The following is a 17,131-nucleotide window of genomic DNA, read 5'->3' as shown; positions in this document are numbered from 1 at the left end:
TCTTCTCGCCCCATTCGGCACCGGTGTGGGCGCCGATCTCCAGCTCCATCAGGCGCTCCGCGGCGAAGCCGATCATCTCGCGCAAAACATCGGCGTCGGCGCTCTTCTCCACGAGCGTCCGTAGGCTCATCATCATGTCGGTCATCGGTGGCTCCTCGGTCGGGTTGGTTCTCGCAACTCCGACCATACCGCCGCACCGCCGATGACCACCGTTCTCGTCAGCTACACCACTTCATGGGACACGACCGAGGATGCAGGGGACGAGCGGCCTCCGCCCTCGTCGAAACAAGGAACGAACGTCATGTCGGATCACCTTCGTGAGACGGATCGGGACGGGGGACATCGGTCGGCCACGGCACGTCTGCGGGCCAGTGGGCGGCGAGCCAAACCATCGCCACCTCGAAGCGGCAGGTTGTGAGGTCCCCGCCCTCGCGAAGCATGCGGAGCTTACGGCCATCACCGAAAACGAGCGTGGACACGCGCGACAGCGAGAGGCGGCGGTGGTCCGCGTAGATCTGGGCAGTGGAGAGCAGGTGATCGGTGAATGAGCTCATACGCTCAGTATGGGATCAAATTATCCCATGTCAACGATCTTTTGATCCCGCGACGCCGGCCGCACGACAGGATAGAAAGATCGCACCATGAACCCACACGACACCATACAGCGGGATGCCTTTCTCGCCCGCGTTCTAGAGCGGAGAAATGAGCTCGGATGGTCAGAGCGCCATTTGCTTCGAGAGGCACGATTGTCTGAGGCGGCCATCAAAAACATTCGCGGCCGCGAAGACGCTCTACCGTCAATGCGGACCGTCAATCTGCTTGCGAGCGCCCTGCAGGTACATGCAACGTGGCTCGCATTTGGGCGCCCGCCCAAAATGTTAAGCGACGGAGAAAGAGTATTAATTTCTATCGAAGAAGCAGAAAGTAATGGGAGCGACGATACCGATCGCAGGGGCATGCCAGAATATGGCGGGGCCTACAATCTTGGCAAGAATGGGGKTCCTGAGATGGCCGCCTTAGGGCGCCTTGGTAGCGGCGGCGCCGCCGCCTTCTTGTCGGCAACCACATCGAACGGCATTACAATTTCAGAAGATCTGATCGCGGCGGAGTGGGGGATCCCTGACTCCTTCATAGGCCTACTAAGGGTCCACCGTCGCGCCTTGCGAATACTTCCCGTTGACGGTGATAGCGGCTACGATCCAGGACGGCCCGACTTACCGGGATCCCTGTTCCCTGGCGATAAGGTCTTTGTTGATACGGACGATGTAACCCCCAGCCCGCCTGGGCCCTTCGCACTATTCGATGGGATCGGTGTCGCGGTGAAATGGCTCGATGTCGACGATTCTATCAACCCACCCCAATTAGTAATGATATCGAGAAACCCAGCATACTCTACGAAACGCAAGACATTTGAAGAGATAAAGATCTTAGGTCGCATTAGAGGAAAGATAACTGCCTTCTGATTTCCATCATTGTTGCGGAATTTTGCACGGTTCAGCAAACTCAGAAAACGCCTGATCGATGCCACCAAGAGAGATTTTATAGTCAGTCGACACTGATTCTCCCGAAACGCGGATTGCCAAAACCTTGGCAGTCCTCATATCGCGGTAAAAATAATCTTCTATGTCATTTGTCTCTAAAACCTGAGAAGACAGCGCAGTTGCTCCGGCCTCAACGATAGGACCGCGGTCCAGCCTCAGTTTCAATGAAAAGCTGCCGCCTGCTTCAAATCGTTCTGGTGTCACCATCGCGAGATTTGGCACACCGCTGAAGCAACGAACCATGATAATAATGCGTTCAGCCGACTTCATTAACATAACTTTTTCGCTATCAGAAAAGGCATCTTCAGATTTCACAATAGTCCACCCACCAACTGTTTTTTTTGTTTCTTTCGCAAGGGCCGGACAGATCGCAATGAATACTGCAATTGCGACAGCATAGACCCGCTTCATGATAGCCCCCTATACCCCTGGTTCGGGGATCATAGCGGGGTACCGCGTGGGTCGCACGGTATCAAATAATCCCATTTTTTGTTGACTGGATCATTTGATACCAGTACCCTCCCTTCCATCGGCACATTTCGTCCCCGATGGTGACCTCCCCCATGCGCGGATTCCTCCCGAAGCTCGGCAGTCTCTTCGCCAGCCTCGTCATCAACGCTCACACCCTCGGCGGCATGGCCTCGCTGACCGGGTTCCCCGGACCACGGGCGCCGAAGCGACCTCGCCTCGCCGTCGTGGCGCGTCGCACCAAGGTGATGCGCCCCAAGCGCTACGCCCGCGACGGCAAGCGCATCCTGCCGGCGGTGATCGTCGACTTGACCGTCTGCACCCACCTGCCGCGCGGCAAGGCGTGGTCGCGGGTCGCGACCCCCGTCACCCGGTCGTGGGGAATGGCCTGATGACCGACTCCACCGCGATCCGCACCGGCCCGAGCGAGGAGATCCCCGATGTCGGAACAGGTCTTCGAGCACCTCGTCTATTGGGGCGTCGCCACCCTGGGCTGCGGAATCGTCACGATGACGACGTTGCTCGTCATGCTTGCAGTGGAACTCGTGGTCAGAATTTTGATGCGCAGGTAACGGCGAGCGCGCAGGAGCCGGACAATCGAGGCAATGAAGCCCGGAGCCGGGGCAACGAAAAGAGGGACCTCCATCGTCCGACCGGGTTCGATGGATTGGTGCGGTTTCAGCACCTTGAAGGGGATCGGCGGCGGATTCGGCAGAAGTATCCGGCGCTCGTTCACATCGGCCTGTGGAACGTAGATCGCGGCCCGATACGTGAGGCGATAACCGATGGAACTGGCCGAAATGGAAGAGAGCGTGATCACGTGGTCGAAGCGATTGCGGATCGTGAAACTCACCAACAGGTAACCATCCCACTGCGCGATGCGGGACGCCGCCGCATCGATCGCAATCGGGTCGTTCGCACGAGCAGCAAGCCGATGGGACAACCATGCGGATCGCGCCTGAATGAAAGACGCGAACGCGGCGGCCAGCGAAACCGCGAATGCGGCGAGCGACACGCCGAGAGAGAGCGCGGAAATGACATCCGCCCGCTGCCATCCGCTGAAATCCGGCCACATGAACCGAGCCCCCCCGAGATGCTCAAAGGCGGACATTCGCGCATCCGATCCATAGCAGCAACCACGAGTCTATTTCGAACAGGAGGGTCTGAGATGATCGGCACCCAACGCCTCGTCCCCCGCGCCGGCGAGACCATCGCCCGGCGCGACCTGACCGACCCCGCCGCAATCGTCGACCGCATGGCCCGCGACATCGTCGCGGCCCGCCGTGAAGGCGTTCACGGACTCGTCGACCTGACCGGCTTCGGCTGGAGCGGCGCGCAGGTCATGCGCCACGCCACCGCCGCCCACGCGGCCTCGCGGCATGTCGGCCTCATGTGCGTCGGTGCCGGCGAGCGGACACACACCATCGGCGGCCGTCCGAGCCCGGTCACCGGTGACATGACGCAGATGGTCGATGACCTGGGGAGCGCCGCATGAGCCGCCGCCCCGATTTGCTCGATCACCTCGCGCCCTTCTCGACGCGGAACGCCGCCGGGGCGCTCGCCTGTCTGGCCATGGCCCTCACCATTGCGGCGAGCCTCTGGCGCCTCGCCGCCCTCGCCCCCGTCGGTCCGTGAGGCCCGCCATGCACGAGTCCTGCGACATCATCCGCGAATTCGTCGACGACGGCTCCGGCCCGATCGAAATCGCCCACTGCCGCACCTGCGGTCGCCGGTGGTCCGACGAACCGGAGGAGTGCCCCGGCGACGCGCCGGCCCTGCCCGCGATCTGGCCGCCCGTCGTGGCGATGACGCTCGCCGCGCTGGCGACCGCCTTCGGTCTCGCGGCCCTCACCTTCGGCGGTTTCCTCGCCCCCGTCCTCACCCGGCTCGGAGGGTGGCCCTCATGAGCCGCAAACCCACCGACCGCCAGACCGCGATCGCCGTCGCCATGTTCACGCGTGACGCGCCCCTGGTCGTCACCACCGACGGCACGGCCTTCGTGCCCCGGTGGGGCTCGCCGCCGATCGCACAGGCGACGGTGTCGGGCATGGATGCGCGCGGCCTCATCGCCCGCGCCGCCCGTGCGGGACGCGTCTACGTCCTCACCGAGGCGGGCCGCACCGCCGCCCGCGCCGCGATAGGCACCCGACAGCCCGAACAGAGGGAACGCGCCGCATGACCGCCTGGATGCAGACGTCGACCGGATGTGCCGTCGACCTCACAAAGCCGAGCTTGGTGCGGCTCGACGTCGCAGCCGACATCGCCGGGCCGTTGTCGCGCCTGGCGCGGTTCAACGGCCACATGGCCGACAATACCGCCGGCTGTAGGCCGATCTGGTCGGTTGCCCAGCACTGTGTGGTCGGTGCCGATGCCGTCCTCGTCGAGACACGCTCGGTCGCCTCGGCGCTCGCCTTCCTGACCCATGACGCGCACGAAGCCCTCATCGGCGACATCACCACGCCGGCCGCGCAGGCGATCGAAGCCCACGTCGGGTGGGCGCTGCGCCACGTCTTCGGGATCGAGGCGACCCACACCGTCCGCGCCGCCCTCGGCACGGATCTGGTGGCCGCAGCGCTCGGCGGCCTCAAGGCCCAGATCGACCGCCATATCCATCGGCTTGCCGGCCTCCCCGAGGTCCTGCCGGAGGCGATGCGGCGCATCGTCAAGGAAATGGACCTGCGGATGCTCGATCTCGAGCGCCGTCAGATCCTCGGCGACTGCGACGATCCGACGATCTGGCCTCCGAGCGTGATCGCCGCCCGTCCCGTGCGCATCCGTGGCGCCCTGACACCGTGGCCGGCGAAACGAGCAGCCGCCGAATGGCTGCGCCGCTGGGACGCCTGGCGCATCCGGACCGCGGTCGCGCCCACCCCGAACGATTCCAATCCCCGCCGCCGCAACGGTGCGGCGGTCGCCGCCTGAGGAGGCCCGAAGTGTCCACCAAGATCCGATCCACCACGACCATGCTCGGCCTGATCGGCGACGGCGAACTGATTGCCGAACTCGACGGCAAGATGGTCGCTCTCAACGCCGCCCTGCTCGCCCAGACCCAGGGCCGACGCAAGGCGAAGGCCAAGGGCTCGATCACCCTCACGCTCGGCTTCGTCGTCGAAGACGGCACGGTGACGATCTCGCCGGACATCGCCGTCAAGGAGCCCAAGCCGGCCCGCGCCAACGGCTTCTTCTGGCTGCGCGACGACGGCTCGCTCTCCACCGAGCACCCGTCGCAGACGCGCATGGACTTCGCCGGCAACGCCAAGTCCGGCGCCGCCGTCGTCGCCGTCTGACCCCCCCGTCCCAACTCACGAGGCCACGCCCATGGAACCCCAGACCATCACCGCAGAGGCGATCCGCGAGGTCACCGCCCTCGCCGACAAGTCCCGGAAGATCGAGATCATCGAGATCTCCAACGTCGCCGGCACCGTCGGCGTACCCGAGAAGATCGCCGTCGGCATCAAGACCGGCGAGCGCCCGGAGATCGTCGGGCTCGAGACGTTCTTCGAGAGCTACCGCGAGCACCCGAAGGCCAAGCGCGGCGCCGCCAAGGCACTCACCCTCGCCAGCTTCGTCGACCTCACGCGCCGCCACATGACCGAATCGTCGGCCATCTTCGCCTCGACCGACTGGCGCCGCCCCGCGCTCCTGACCGTCATCGACTATCACGCGCCCAACGACGAGAGCACCATCGGCACCCCCGGTTGGCTGCGTCATCGCATCGAGTACGGCTATCCGATCTCCGACGATTGGAAGATCTGGGTCGAGGGCGACGGCAAGGCGGTCGCACAGGGCGACTTCGCCGCGTTCATCGAGGATCGGATCGCCGATCTGGCGGCACCGAGCGACGCGGAGCGGACCGAGCTCGAGCAGGTGTTCGAGACCAAGATGGCGACGCCGAACGAACTCATCCGGCTGTCGCGCGGCCTGCAGGTCAATGTCGAATCGAAGATCAAGAACGTCGTCTCGTTGCAGACCGGCGCCGCTCAGATCGCCTTCGAGGAGACCCACCAGGATTCCGACGGCAAGCCGCTGACGGTGCCCGGCCTGTTCCTCCTGCAGATCGCCCCCTTCGCCTCGGGCGACCGCATCCGTTTGCCGGTCCGCCTGCGCTACCGCGCCCAGGGCGGCAAACTGGTCTGGTTCTACCAGATCTATCGGCCCGACCAGTACATCACCGCGCGCCTGCGCGAGGACATCACCCATGTCGCCGAGGCGACCGCCCTGCCGATCTTCGAGGGCACCCCCGAGGCCGCGTGACCTCCCGGGGGCGGCAACCTCCCGCCGCCCCTCACCTCCGCCCCGGGCGCGGTCTCGCGACCGGGGCGGCCTTTCTCGACCCGAGGACACGCCCATGAAGCTCACCGTCGCGCGACGCGACCTGCACCCAGCACTCGCCGCCGTGTCTCGCATCGTCGAGGCGCGCAACACCGTCCCGATCCTCTCCAACGTCGCGCTGGAGGCGACCGGCGAACGCCTGACCATCCACGGCACCGACCTCGACATCGAGGCGCGGGCGCGCATCGAGGCGTCGATCGACAGCCCTGGCGCGCTCACGATATCGGCGGCACGGTTCAAAGACATCGTCGGCAAGCTCGGCGACGGCCCCATCCGGATCGAGTCCGACGAGAGCGCCGGCCTGCTGAAGATCAGCGCGGCGCGGTCGAAGTTCAGCCTCGCCACGCTGCCGATCGCCGATTTCCCCGACCTCACGACCGGCGAATTGCCCCACCATTTCGGCCTCGCCGGCGATCTGCTGGCTGCGGCCTTCGAGGCCTGCACCTTCGCCATCTCGACCGAAGAGACGCGCTACTACCTCAACGGCGTCTACGTCCACGCCGCCGAGGGCCGGTTGGTCTTCGTGTCGACCGATGGTCATCGGCTGTCCAAATGGACCACCGAGGCGCCCGAGGGGTGCGACGGGATGCCCGGCGTCATCGTGCCGCGCAAGACCGTCGCCGAGATCGCCCGCCTCGCCAAGGGCAACCCGAACCGGGTGGCGATCGCCCTGTCCGACTCCAAGATCCAGGTCACCTTGGGCGACACCGTCCTGGTGTCGAAGCTGATCGACGGCACCTTCCCCGACTATGGCCGCGTCATCCCACGGGACTATCCGTCCGCGGTCGAGATCGACCGATCGGCGTTTTCCGCTGCGGCCGACCGCGTCCTCACCATCTCGTCCGAGCGAGGGCGCGCCATCCGCTGCGACGTCGACCCCGGCCGCCCCGAGATGATCCTGGATGTCGCCAACCCCGACGCCGGGACCGCGACCGAGACCGTCTCGCTCGGCGACACCGTGGGCGACACACCCGTCGTGGTCGGCGTCAACGGCCGCTACTTGGTCGATGCGTTGGCGAGCATCGGCGGCGATGCCGTCCGCGTCGCCTTCGCCGACGCCGGCTCACCGATCCTCCTCACCCCCACCGACGATCCCGCCGGCCTGCGCCGGACCATCGTCATCATGCCGATGAGGGTGTGACCATGGCCAAGCCCGAAGCTCGCCCTGATCCGGTCGCCTATGCCCCGCTCGGACTCTCGCGTGATCAGGCCGCTCGCTATGTCGGCGTCGGCGCGACCAAGTTCGACGAGATGGTGTTCGATGGACGGATGCCGAAACCAAAGCGCGTCGACAGTCGTGTGATCTGGAACCGCCTCGCTCTCGAGGCAGCGTTTCATGACCTTCCGGACGAAGGTTCGCTCAACAAGTGGGACAAGACCTTGCCGGGTCGCGCAGCGCGCATATGATCGCGCAAGCGCCCGGAGGCACCATGGCCACCCACCCAGACTACCCGTTCATCTCGTCGTTCCGAGATCGCCATGGCCGTGAACGGTGGAGATTTCGGCGCGCCGGAAAGACGATTTCCATGGTCGGCGCGCCTGGCGAAGCCGCTTTCGAAGTCGCCTATCGCGCCGCGATCGAGGGCAGGAAGATCGAGAAGGCCGAGGTCCGACGCCTGCCGGCCGCCGCGCCGCCGCGGTCTCTGCGCGCCGCATGGCGGATTCTCACCACTGGCACGATCGAGTGGAAGAGCCTCGGCGCCGTGTCGAAGGCCAACCAGACCGCGATCGCCGAACGGTTCTTCACGACGCCCATCTACGAAGGCGCGAAAGAGGTCTATGGCGACATGGGGATCGACGAGTTGGAGCGCCGCCACGTCAAGGCCATCCTGGCCCGATGGGCAGCGACGCCCCACGCCGCCGCCCATATCCTCCGGCTGATCCGCAAGTTGGTGACGATCGCGCTCGACGAAGAATGGATCTCCGTCGATCCGACCCACCGCCTGCGCTACCGCCCCGAATATGAAGGCTGGCGCGCATGGACGGCAGAAGAGCGGATCGCCTACGAGGCGCGCTGGCCGATCGGATCGACGCCACGACTCGTCTATGCCCTGGCTCTCTACTCGGGCCAGCGCCGCGGAGATCTGGTCGCCCTACGGTGGGCCGACATCAATCGCGATGAAATCACGCTGGTGCAGCACAAGACCGGCAAGGCTCTCTGTCTGACCATCCATCCCGACCTCGCGACCGTGCTGCAGGCTGCGCCACGTTCCGGAGAAACGATCCTGGTCACGCAATATGGCCAGCCATTTTCCGACAAGGCGCTGGGCATGAGAATGCAGGACTGGACCAAGGCGGCCGGCATCGGTGCCGGCGCCACGCTGCACGGACTGCGCAAGACCCTCGGGAAACTTCTGGCGGAATCGGGCGCGACGACGCGCGAACTGATGGATGTCCTCGGCCATGACGACATCGCCCATGCCGAACTCTACAGCCGGGAAGCGGAACAAAAGCTGATGGCCAGGAACGGCATGGCCAAGCTCGGCAGGGCCAAGCGACCGCAGCTCGTCAAAGGCCAGAAGTAGCCAATGGCAAACCCTGGCTAACCATCCTGGCTAACCACTACATAACGCTTTGATTTTGTTGGTGTATGGCGCTCCCAAGGGGAATCGAACCCCTGTTTTCGCCGTGAGAGGGCGACGTCCTGACCGCTAGACGATGGGAGCGGAGGGCGGTTGTGCCGCCGGACAGGGGCTCGATATAGCCGGGCCGATCCGCCCTGGCAAGCCGGAAAAGCGGGCCGGTGGGAAACTTCCGATGGGCCGTCACGCCACCCGCGGTTCGCTCATGCGAGCCCCCCACGGCGCCGGCGGCCGGGCCACCCCGCGAGAGGCGCCCCGACCGGCCCGATCGCCGCAGATCGCCGCTGTCCGGAGCCCGGACACCGGCGCCGCCGTCACACCCCGCCGATGCAGACGTATTTGACGTCGAGATAGTCGTCGAGACCGTATTTGGAGCCCTCCCGGCCGAAGCCCGAAGACTTGACCCCGCCGAACGGCGCCACTTCGGTGGTGATCACCCCTTCGTTGACGCCGATCTGGCCGAACTTCAGCCGCTCGGCGACGCGGAACGCCCGCGCCAGATCGCGGGTGTAGAAATAGCCGGCGAGCCCGTATTCGGAGGAATTGGCCGCCGCCACCGCCTCGTCTTCGGTCTCGAAGCGGAACAGCGGCGCCACCGGTCCGAAGATCTCGTCGCGCGCGAAGGCCATCTCGGCGGTCGCATCGGCGATCACCGTCGGCTGGAAGAAGGTCTGCCCGAGGGCATGGCGCGCGCCGCCGGTCAGCACCCGGCCGCCCTTGGCGGTGGCGTCGGCCACGAAGCCCTCGACCTTGGCCAGCGCCCGGCCGTCGATCAGCGGCCCCTGGACCACCCCGGCCTCGAAGCCGTCGCCGACCTTCAGCGCCGCCACCGCCGCCGCGAAGGCCGCGGCGAAGGCGTCGTAGATGCCGGCCTGGACGAAGAAGCGGTTGGTGCAGACGCAGGTCTGGCCGGAGTTGCGGAACTTCGAGGCGATCGCCCCGGCCACCGCCCGGTCGAGATCGGCGTCGTCGAAGACGATGAACGGCGCATTGCCGCCGAGTTCCATCGAGATGCGCTTCAGCGCCGTGGTGGCGCGGCCGGCGAGCTGGCGGCCGACCGCCGTCGAGCCGGTGAAGGTCACCTTGCGCACCGCCGGGTTCTCGATGAATTCGTCGCCGATCGGCGCCGGCTTACCGGTGACGATGTTGACGACGCCGGCCGGGATCCCGGCCCTTTCAAAGACGAGGCCCCAGGCGAGGCCCGAATAGGGGGTCAGTTCCGCCGGCTTGACCACCGCCGTGCAGCCGGCGGCGAGCGCCGCGCCGATCTTGCGGGCGATCATCGACGACGGGAAGTTCCAGGGGGTGATCGCCCCGACCACCCCGACCGGCTCCTTGATCACCAGGATGCGGCGATCGGCCCAAGGCGAGGGGATGGTGTCGCCGTAGACCCGCCGCGCCTCTTCGGCGAACCACTGCAGATAGGCCGCCGATCCCGCGATCTCGCCGCGCGCCTCCGCCAGCGGCTTGCCCTGTTCGAGGGTGAGCAGCGCCGCCAGGTCTTCGGCATTGGCGCGGATCACCTCGACCGCCTTGAGCATCAGAGCGGCGCGCTCGGCCGCCGTCTTGGCCGCCCAGGCCGGGAATGCGGCGTCCGCGGCGGCGACCGCGCGGGCCACTTCCGCGCGGCCGACCGACGGAACCGTGCCGATCCCCTCTCCCGTCGCCGGATTGACCACCGCCAGGGTGGCGCCGTCGTCGGCTCCGACCCACGCGCCGCCGATCAGATTGGCTTCCACCAGCCAGGGATTCTTCGCGACCATGCCCGATCTCCTCGAAACGATGCCTCGGCGCGATTGGCGGGGAAGCGACGCGCCGCGTCAAGAGGAGGCGACGCTCGGGAGATCTGCGGATGCGCAGCGTGCGTCGCGCGCGACCGTCTCAGCGGTGGCCGTGGCCGTGGCTGCCGTGCACCGGATCGTCGTGACCGTGGTCGTGCGGGGTCGCCGGGCCGTCGTGGACGTCGTCGTGGTCGTGACGGCCGTCGTGGGTGTGGACGTGGACGTGGCCGTGCTCGTGGGCATGGACGTGGGTGTGGGGGTGCGAATGCACCACGTCGCCGTGGCGATGGGGATGGTCGTGGCTGTGACTGTGTTCGTGCGAATGGCGGTGGGCGTGGTCGTGGGCGTGCGGTTCGGGGTGATCGTGCCCGTGATCGATTCGTCGGTCGTCGCCCATCCCCGTCCCTCCCCGCTCCGCCCCGCTCACTTGCCGAAGCTCGGGGCGATGAACTGCCGCACCACCGCGCGGCCCGCGTCGATGGTCATCTTGACCTGTCCCGGCTCCAATTTGAAGCGGGTCGGCACGCGCCCGAGCTCGGCGGCGAGCGCCGGATCGAGATCGTCGAAGGCCACGTGCTCGACCCGGATCGACACCTTGTTGCAGTCCCAGCCCTCGGCCGAGCCGCGCACCTGGGCGATGTCGGCCTTGTCGAGCGAACAGCGCCACGACTTCAGCTTCTGTTCCCACAGCCGCATCTGCAGCCGCATCACCTCGAAGGAACTCTTCACCGCGCTGTCGACCGCGGTGTCGGCGACCGCGTCGACCAGTTCCTGGGCATTGGGGCCCTCGAGCGTCTTGACCCAGTCGCCGCTCGAGGTGCGGCCGGCATCGACCACCACCAGCAGGAAGTTCTCGACGGTGATCGCGTCGGTGCGGGTCAGCGGCCGATAGGGCTCGGGCGCGGAGGCGAGCTGGACGTTGAGCCCGGCGAGGCCCCAGTTGTCGGTCAATCCGCCGTCGAGCAGCTTGATGTACTTGATCTTGGCCGGATCGCGGTAGGCGAGCAGGGTGTTGATGTAGGACCGCACGATCGGCGAGGTGTCGCGGCTCTGGCCCTGATGCTCGAGATAGGCCGGCAGCTTGAAGCCGCATTTGTCGGCATAGTTCTGGATCACCACCGGCGCGAACACGATCGGCACCGCGGCGGAGGCCGCCACGGCTTCCGACAGCGGATAGCTCTCGTAGTCCGAACAGATCGCCGCGAAGGTGATCGGCTCGAACACGAAGGGGGTCTTGGCATAGATGTCGGAGGCGTTGATCCACACCACCGGATGGCCGGGACGGTTGAGGTCCTTGAGGGTGGCGCCGCCGAACAGGTTGGCCTGCAGCCAGGTCGGCAGGCCGGAGCGATCGTTCACGCCGCCGTCGAGCGCCCGCATCATGTTGCCGACCGAATAGACCTGGGTGCGCAGCGCCTCCTCGGCGTTGCGGTAGAGGAAGCGGCTCTCGAAGTCGCCGAGCGCCGCGCGGCCCTTGAGCCCGAAATAGGCCGCGGTCACGGAGCCGCCCGAGACGCCCGAGACCAGCCGCACCTGATCGAGCAGGCGGCCGCCGCCTTCGGTCTCGACCTCGTCGAGCCCCTTCAGCACGCCGAAGGAGAAGGCCGCGGCGCGGGTGCCGCCGCCGGAGAAGGCGAGCCCGAGGATCGTCGTGCGCAGCGTGTCGTCGCCGGCCATGGTGTTGGCCTGGGTCAGGCGCGGCAGCGACGACGGCCGGTTGATCGGCGCATTGTCGATCGAGGCGCACCCGCCGAGGAGCCCGACGGCGAAGGCCAGGGCGGCGAGGGGACGGGCGACGGACGACACGGTCATGGCGACGAGATCTCGGAGGTGGCCGGCACGGGCGACCGGCAGGGGGGAGCGGCGACGATGCACCGTCGCGAGAGCGACGCGCCGACAAGGGGACGTCGCCGTCGCGCCCCATCAACGGGGAGAATGCGGCAGGGCGAGGGCGAACGGTTTCCGTCGACCGGAGCTCCCTTGGGAGGACTGCGTAGTCGATTCTCGCGGCGGACGCGACGTCACCCCGGCGACCGTGAAACACTGGGACACGGAATTCACGGTTCACAAACCCTCTCGACCCGAACAACTTGATTTCCCCCGGAAACCGGCGGTTTTATCGTTTGGGGCACAGGTTGGGTTCGGACCACGACATGCAGCAGATCGTCATTCCACCGATTTCCGAAGACTTGGCCCGCGTCGTCGAGCGGGTCGAACACATCCGCGGACTCGACGCCGACTTGTGCGAGCGCCTGACGCGATCGGTGGCCCAGCTCTGGGGCCATGCCGGCGCGCTGTGCAGCGACGACGACCGCGCCTCCTTCGACCGCATCCTGGTGCGCATCACCCCCGAGGCCAGCGTCGACACCCGTCTGTTCCTGTCCGATCGTCTCGCCGCAGTGGTCGAACCGCCGCGCGGCATCCTGTTGGTCCTGGCCCGCGACGTCGTCGAGGTCGCCCGACCGGTGCTGGAGAATTCCCCCGCCCTCACCGACGCGGACCTCGTCGAGATCGCCCGCAGCCGCGGCGCCGCCCACATGGAGGTGATCGCCGAACGCCGCGACCTGTCGATCCGCGTCACCGACGTGCTGGTGCTGCGCGGCGACGACGCGGTGCGGCGGGTGGTCGCCGGCAACGGCGGCGCGCGCCTCTCCGACAAGGGCTTCACCCGCCTGGGGCTGCAGGCCTGCAACGATCACGTGGTCGAGACCCGTCTGGTCCGCCGCGACGATCTGCCCGACATGATCGTCCATTTCCTGATCGAACGCGGCTCGCCCGAGGCGCGCAGCGAACTGGCCAAGCGCGCGCGCCATGCCCTCGACGGCGACCGCCTCGGCTACAGCGCCCTGTCGATCCGCGCCACCGAGGACGGCTGGCTCGACCCCTACGACTTCGTCCAGGCCGCCGGCGTGTTGTCGCGCCTCGACGAGTTGCGCCACCACCTCGACAGTTTCGTGCGCAAGCTCGCCCAGACCGAACGCTTTCCCGAGATCGTCCACGTCCTCGCCGCGGCGACCGGCCTGCCCCTCGACACGATGAAACACGTCATGGTCGGCCTCGACACCGAGCCCTTCGTGGTCGCCGCCCGCGCCATCGGCCTCAAGGTCGAGACGGTCGGCGAGCTGCTGGCCACCGGCCCGTGGCTGCATCGCCTCGACGCCCGCGCCCGGGCCGCCGCCGAAGCCGCCTTCCATGCCCTGCCGACCCAGGAAGCCCGCCGGCGCCTCGACGCCTGGATCGCCGCCGGGCCGCGGCCGAGCTGAGCGCCGCCGCGCGGGCCTCGCACGATCGGCGGTTTGCGCGCGCCGCGACGACGGTTAGTGTCGGCGGATCGTCCCGTCCGATCCCGTCGCCGAGAGCCCCATGCACATCGACATCCGTGAACTGGTCCCGACCTTCCCGGCCTTCCGGGTCGGCGTCGTCGTCGCCGACGACCTCGCCGTGGCGCCGACGCGCCCCCCCGCCCTCGACGCCGAGATCCGGGCGCGCCAGACGGCGATCCGGGCGCGCTGGGGCGGTCGCGAACTCGCCGAGATCCCCGGCATCGCCGCGTGGCGCCTCGCCTACAAGGCCTTCGGCATCAAGTCGACGCGCTACCGCTGTTCGGTCGAACGGCTGGTCAAGAACACCCTCGCCGAGCGCGATCTGGTCGGCATCAACAGCTTCGTCGACGCCTACAATGCGGTGTCGCTGGCCCATGTCTTCCCCGTCGGCGCCGACGATCTCGACCGCCTGACCGGCGACCTCGCCTTCCGCTTCGCTCGCGACGGCGACGGCTTCGTCGACATGTCGGGCGGCGAGGCCGGCGACGGCCCGGTCGAAGATCCGCCGAAGCCCGGCGAAGTGGTCTATGCCGACGCCGAGAAGGTGCTGTGCCGCCGCTGGAACTGGCGTCAGGACGCCCGCTCGCTGGTCCTGCCGGAGACCCGTCGCGCGGTGGTCACGGTGCAGTCGTTGGGCGAAGGCGACCTCGAGGCGGCGCTCGCCGATCTCGTCGACCTGCTCGGCAGCTTTTCCGGCGCCCGCTGCGCGGTGACGATCGCCGACGCCGGCGCCCCGCACCTCGTCGTCGCGGAGCCACCGAGCGCCTGAGGGCACCCTCAGCCGCCCGACGAGCCCCCGTCGAGGCGCTTCTTGATGCGCATCTCCAGCCCGTCGCGGACGCTGCGGTAGCTCTCCATGATCTGATCGCGCGAGCCGGTGGCGATCTGCGGATCGGGCGTCGGCCAATATTCGACGTCCATCGCCGAGGTCCGGGTCATCTCCAAGGCCTTGTGGTGGGCCTCCGGCGCCAGGGTGATGACCAGATCGAAATTGCCGTCCTCGATGTCCTCGATGGTGTGCGGGCGGTGTTTGGAGATGTCGAGACCGACCTCTTCCATCACCTTGACGGAGAACGGGTCGAGCTCGCCGGTGCGCACGCCGGCCGACTGGATGTAGATCGCCCGGCCGTAGAGCCGACGCGCCAAGGCTTCGGCCATCGGCGAACGCACCGCGTTGAGGCCGCAGACGAACAGCACGGAGGTCGGACGCGCCCCGGTCATCGCGGCTCAGCCCTTCCAGCGCAGCGCACAGATCAGGGTGAACAGCCGTCGCGCCGTGTCGAAATCGATGTCGATCTTGCCGGCGAGACGATCGACCAGCACCTGGGATCCGTCGTTGTGGAGACCGCGCCGCCCCATGTCGATGGCCTCGATCTTCGACGGCGAGGCCGTGCGGATCGCCGCGAAATAGCTGTCGCAGACGAAGAAATAGTCCTTCACGATCCGCCGGAAAGGCGTCAGCGACAGGAGATGCACGGCCACCGCTTCCCCCGTCTCGGTGGTGATCGCGAAGGCCAGCCGATTGTCGACCAGCCCGAGCTTCAGCCGGTAGGGGCCGCCGTCGTGGCCGACCGGGGCGAAGCGGTTGTCCTCGACCAGGTCCCAGATCGCCGTGGCGCGCTCGTGTTCGACGTCGGCACTGCCGCGGGCGATCGACGCCTCGTCGAGCTCGACGGCGACGAGGCGGGCCGGCGGCTTGGCGTCCGGGTCGGCGGCGACGTCGTGCTCCATGGCTTCGGTCGCCCCTTCCCGCCCGGCGGTCTCGATCATCGGTTCAACCGGATGCCCACCGAGCGACGGTGGGCGTCCAGTCCTTCCGCGTCCGCCAGCAGCATCGCCGCGGGACCGAGCGCGCGCAAGCCGTCGGCGTCGAGCCGCAGGATCGAGGTGCGCTTGACGAAGTCGAGCACCGACAGGCCCGAGGAGAACCGCGCCGAGCGCGCCGTCGGCAGCACGTGGTTGGAACCGCCGACGTAGTCGCCGATCGCTTCCGGGGTGTGATGACCGAGGAAGATCGCTCCGGCATTGCGGATCTGCGCCGCGAAGGGCTCGGGGTCGTCGAGCGCCACTTCGAGATGTTCCGCGGCGATCCGGTCGGCGAGCGGCACCGCCTGCTCGAGCCGGTCGACCACGATGATCGCCCCGTAGTCCTGCCAGCTCGCCCGCGCGGTGGCGGCGCGGCCCAACATCGGGATCTGCGCCTCGACCGCCGCCGCGACGCGGTCGGCGAGTTCCGGCGAATCGGTGATCAGGATCGACTGCGCCGCGGCGTCGTGTTCGGCCTGGGCGAGGAGATCGGCGGCGAGCCACTCGGGATCGTTGTTGCCGTCGGCGACGATCAGCACCTCCGAAGGGCCGGCGATCATGTCGATGCCGACCTTGCCGAACACCCGCCGCTTGGCCGCCGCGACATAGGCGTTGCCGGGCCCGACGATCTTGGCCACCGGGGCGATCGACTCGGTGCCATAGGCCAGCGCCGCCACCGCCTGCGCCCCGCCGATCCGCCACACCTCGTCGACCCCGGCGAGGTCGGCGGCGGCGAGCACCAGCGGATTGAGCCTGCCGTCCGGGGTCGGCACCACCATCACCACCCGGTCGACGCCGGCGACCTTGGCCGGCACGGCGTTCATCAACACCGACGACGGATAGCTCGCCGTGCCGCCCGGCACGTAGAGCCCGACCGCCTCGATCGCCGACCAGCGCGAGCCGAGCGTCACCCCGAGCGCGTCGGTATAGACGTCGTCCTTGGGCATCTGGCGAGCGTGGTGGCTGCGGATCCGCTCGGCGGCGAGCTCCAGCGCGGCCAGCGTCGGCGCATCGATCTCCCCGCGCGCCGCGGCGATCTCGCTCGCCGAGACCTGCAGCCCGACGCCGGTGAGGTCGACCCGGTCGAAGCGCAGGGTCAGGTCGTAGAGCGCCGCGTCACCGCGCGCCCGGACGTCGGCGATGATCTCGGCGACCGCCCGATCGACGTCCTCGGAGACTTCGCGCTTGGTCTCGAGCAGCGCGGCGAAACGCTGGGCGAAGTCGGCGTCACGGCTGGTGAGGCGGATGGGCAAGGCGGCGGACCTCGATTGCGACGGGACGGGAGAGGCGCCGCGGTC

22 protein-coding genes, 1 tRNA gene and 1 pseudogene are annotated in these 17,131 nt (G+C 67.6%); 14 read left to right on the top strand and 10 right to left on the bottom strand.

The window, feature by feature from the left end; genetic code table 11:
* Positions 1-145 (bottom strand): annotated as a pseudogene (locus EYW49_RS08980) (IS256 family transposase); the annotation flags it as partial.
* Positions 146-641: 496 nt separating this feature from the next.
* Here EYW49_RS08980 and EYW49_RS08975 point away from each other — a divergent pair.
* Positions 642-1,463 carry a hypothetical protein gene (locus EYW49_RS08975; RefSeq protein WP_131308466.1) on the top strand — a complete coding sequence of 274 codons (822 nt, stop codon included), beginning with the start codon at positions 642-644 and terminating at the stop codon, positions 1,461-1,463.
* A 6-nt stretch (positions 1,464-1,469) separates the two neighbouring features.
* On the opposite strand, the gene EYW49_RS08970 is transcribed toward EYW49_RS08975, so the two are convergent.
* Positions 1,470-1,952, bottom strand: coding sequence for a hypothetical protein (locus EYW49_RS08970; protein ID WP_131308463.1), 483 nt, complete (start codon positions 1,950-1,952; stop codon positions 1,470-1,472).
* Positions 1,953-2,104: 152 nt separating this feature from the next.
* Here EYW49_RS08970 and EYW49_RS08965 point away from each other — a divergent pair, with 152 nt between their 5' ends.
* Entirely contained in the window at positions 2,105-2,401 is a 297-nt protein-coding gene (locus tag EYW49_RS08965; protein WP_131308461.1) for a hypothetical protein, read from the top strand.
* A 77-nt stretch (positions 2,402-2,478) separates the two neighbouring features.
* Here EYW49_RS08965 and EYW49_RS08960 read toward each other — a convergent pair whose 3' ends face one another.
* Positions 2,479-3,120, bottom strand: a complete 642-nt coding sequence (locus tag EYW49_RS08960; RefSeq protein ID WP_131308458.1) for a hypothetical protein — start codon at positions 3,118-3,120, stop codon at positions 2,479-2,481.
* Between the two features lie 57 nt (positions 3,121-3,177).
* Between EYW49_RS08960 and EYW49_RS08955 the strand changes: the two genes are divergently transcribed.
* From EYW49_RS08955 to EYW49_RS08915, 10 genes are all read left to right on the top strand, one after another.
* On the top strand, positions 3,178-3,504 hold the full coding sequence (locus tag EYW49_RS08955; RefSeq protein WP_131308455.1) for a hypothetical protein: 327 nt from the start codon (positions 3,178-3,180) through the stop codon (positions 3,502-3,504).
* Positions 3,501-3,644, top strand: coding sequence for a hypothetical protein (locus tag EYW49_RS22980; RefSeq protein WP_165498190.1), 144 nt, complete (start codon positions 3,501-3,503; stop codon positions 3,642-3,644). The genes EYW49_RS08955 and EYW49_RS22980 overlap by 4 nt, the downstream gene beginning before the upstream one ends.
* Before the next feature lie 8 nt (positions 3,645-3,652).
* Positions 3,653-3,916, top strand: a complete 264-nt coding sequence (locus EYW49_RS08950; protein WP_131308453.1) for a hypothetical protein — start codon at positions 3,653-3,655, stop codon at positions 3,914-3,916.
* Positions 3,913-4,188, top strand: coding sequence for a hypothetical protein (locus EYW49_RS08945; RefSeq protein WP_131308450.1), 276 nt, complete (start codon positions 3,913-3,915; stop codon positions 4,186-4,188). The genes EYW49_RS08950 and EYW49_RS08945 overlap by 4 nt, the downstream gene beginning before the upstream one ends.
* The gene (locus EYW49_RS08940; RefSeq protein ID WP_131308447.1) at positions 4,185-4,931 is read left to right on the top strand and encodes a hypothetical protein; all 747 of its coding nucleotides are present in this window, start codon (positions 4,185-4,187) and stop codon (positions 4,929-4,931) included. Before EYW49_RS08945 ends, EYW49_RS08940 begins: the two co-directional genes overlap by 4 nt.
* Before the next feature lie 11 nt (positions 4,932-4,942).
* Entirely contained in the window at positions 4,943-5,296 is a 354-nt protein-coding gene (locus EYW49_RS08935) for a hypothetical protein (RefSeq protein ID WP_131308444.1), read from the top strand.
* A 31-nt stretch (positions 5,297-5,327) separates the two neighbouring features.
* Positions 5,328-6,263: a DUF2303 family protein gene (locus tag EYW49_RS08930; RefSeq protein ID WP_131308441.1), complete on the top strand. Its 936-nt coding sequence runs from the start codon at positions 5,328-5,330 to the stop codon at positions 6,261-6,263.
* Between the two features lie 94 nt (positions 6,264-6,357).
* A complete protein-coding gene (dnaN, locus tag EYW49_RS08925) occupies positions 6,358-7,482 on the top strand; it encodes a DNA polymerase III subunit beta (protein ID WP_131308438.1) in 1,125 nt (374 codons plus the stop codon).
* A 2-nt stretch (positions 7,483-7,484) separates the two neighbouring features.
* Positions 7,485-7,748 (top strand): hypothetical protein, encoded by a 264-nt coding sequence (locus EYW49_RS08920; RefSeq protein WP_131308434.1) that lies wholly within the window; start codon positions 7,485-7,487, stop codon positions 7,746-7,748.
* Between the two features lie 23 nt (positions 7,749-7,771).
* Complete coding sequence (locus EYW49_RS08915; RefSeq protein WP_131308431.1) at positions 7,772-8,866, top strand: tyrosine-type recombinase/integrase; 1,095 nt, start codon at positions 7,772-7,774, stop codon at positions 8,864-8,866.
* A 66-nt stretch (positions 8,867-8,932) separates the two neighbouring features.
* Here the strand turns inward: EYW49_RS08915 and EYW49_RS08910 are convergent.
* The 4 genes from EYW49_RS08910 to EYW49_RS08895 all read right to left on the bottom strand — a co-directional run bounded on the left by EYW49_RS08910 (position 8,933) and on the right by EYW49_RS08895 (position 12,516).
* Positions 8,933-9,007 (bottom strand) — tRNA-Glu (locus tag EYW49_RS08910).
* Positions 9,008-9,237: 230 nt separating this feature from the next.
* On the bottom strand, positions 9,238-10,686 hold the full coding sequence (locus tag EYW49_RS08905) for an NAD-dependent succinate-semialdehyde dehydrogenase (RefSeq protein ID WP_131308428.1): 1,449 nt from the start codon (positions 10,684-10,686) through the stop codon (positions 9,238-9,240).
* 118 nt (positions 10,687-10,804) lie between these two features.
* The gene (locus EYW49_RS08900) at positions 10,805-11,101 is read right to left on the bottom strand and encodes a hypothetical protein (RefSeq protein ID WP_131308425.1); all 297 of its coding nucleotides are present in this window, start codon (positions 11,099-11,101) and stop codon (positions 10,805-10,807) included.
* Positions 11,102-11,127: 26 nt separating this feature from the next.
* On the bottom strand, positions 11,128-12,516 hold the full coding sequence (locus EYW49_RS08895; protein ID WP_131308423.1) for a patatin-like phospholipase family protein: 1,389 nt from the start codon (positions 12,514-12,516) through the stop codon (positions 11,128-11,130).
* Between the two features lie 341 nt (positions 12,517-12,857).
* Here EYW49_RS08895 and EYW49_RS08890 point away from each other — a divergent pair, with 341 nt between their 5' ends.
* A complete protein-coding gene (locus EYW49_RS08890) occupies positions 12,858-13,967 on the top strand; it encodes a DUF2336 domain-containing protein (protein WP_131308421.1) in 1,110 nt (369 codons plus the stop codon).
* 100 nt (positions 13,968-14,067) lie between these two features.
* Complete coding sequence (locus EYW49_RS08885) at positions 14,068-14,796, top strand: B3/B4 domain-containing protein (RefSeq protein ID WP_131308418.1); 729 nt, start codon at positions 14,068-14,070, stop codon at positions 14,794-14,796.
* Positions 14,797-14,804: 8 nt separating this feature from the next.
* Here EYW49_RS08885 and EYW49_RS08880 read toward each other — a convergent pair whose 3' ends face one another.
* The 3 genes from EYW49_RS08880 to hisD are packed head-to-tail and all read right to left on the bottom strand — an operon-like array spanning position 14,805 to position 17,086.
* Positions 14,805-15,248, bottom strand: coding sequence for an arsenate-mycothiol transferase ArsC (locus tag EYW49_RS08880; RefSeq protein WP_131308415.1), 444 nt, complete (start codon positions 15,246-15,248; stop codon positions 14,805-14,807).
* Between the two features lie 6 nt (positions 15,249-15,254).
* On the bottom strand, positions 15,255-15,758 hold the full coding sequence (locus tag EYW49_RS08875) for a UPF0262 family protein (protein ID WP_131308498.1): 504 nt from the start codon (positions 15,756-15,758) through the stop codon (positions 15,255-15,257).
* Between the two features lie 35 nt (positions 15,759-15,793).
* Positions 15,794-17,086: a histidinol dehydrogenase gene (gene hisD / locus EYW49_RS08870; RefSeq protein ID WP_131308412.1), complete on the bottom strand. Its 1,293-nt coding sequence runs from the start codon at positions 17,084-17,086 to the stop codon at positions 15,794-15,796.
* Between the last annotated feature and the right edge of the window lie 45 nt (positions 17,087-17,131).

This window comes from Siculibacillus lacustris (assembly GCF_004328075.1).
GTDB classification, from domain to species: domain Bacteria; phylum Pseudomonadota; class Alphaproteobacteria; order Rhizobiales; family Ancalomicrobiaceae; genus Siculibacillus; species Siculibacillus lacustris.
The sequence above is the reverse complement of the archived record's forward strand: the minus strand, read 5'-3'. Positions and strand labels throughout refer to the sequence as shown.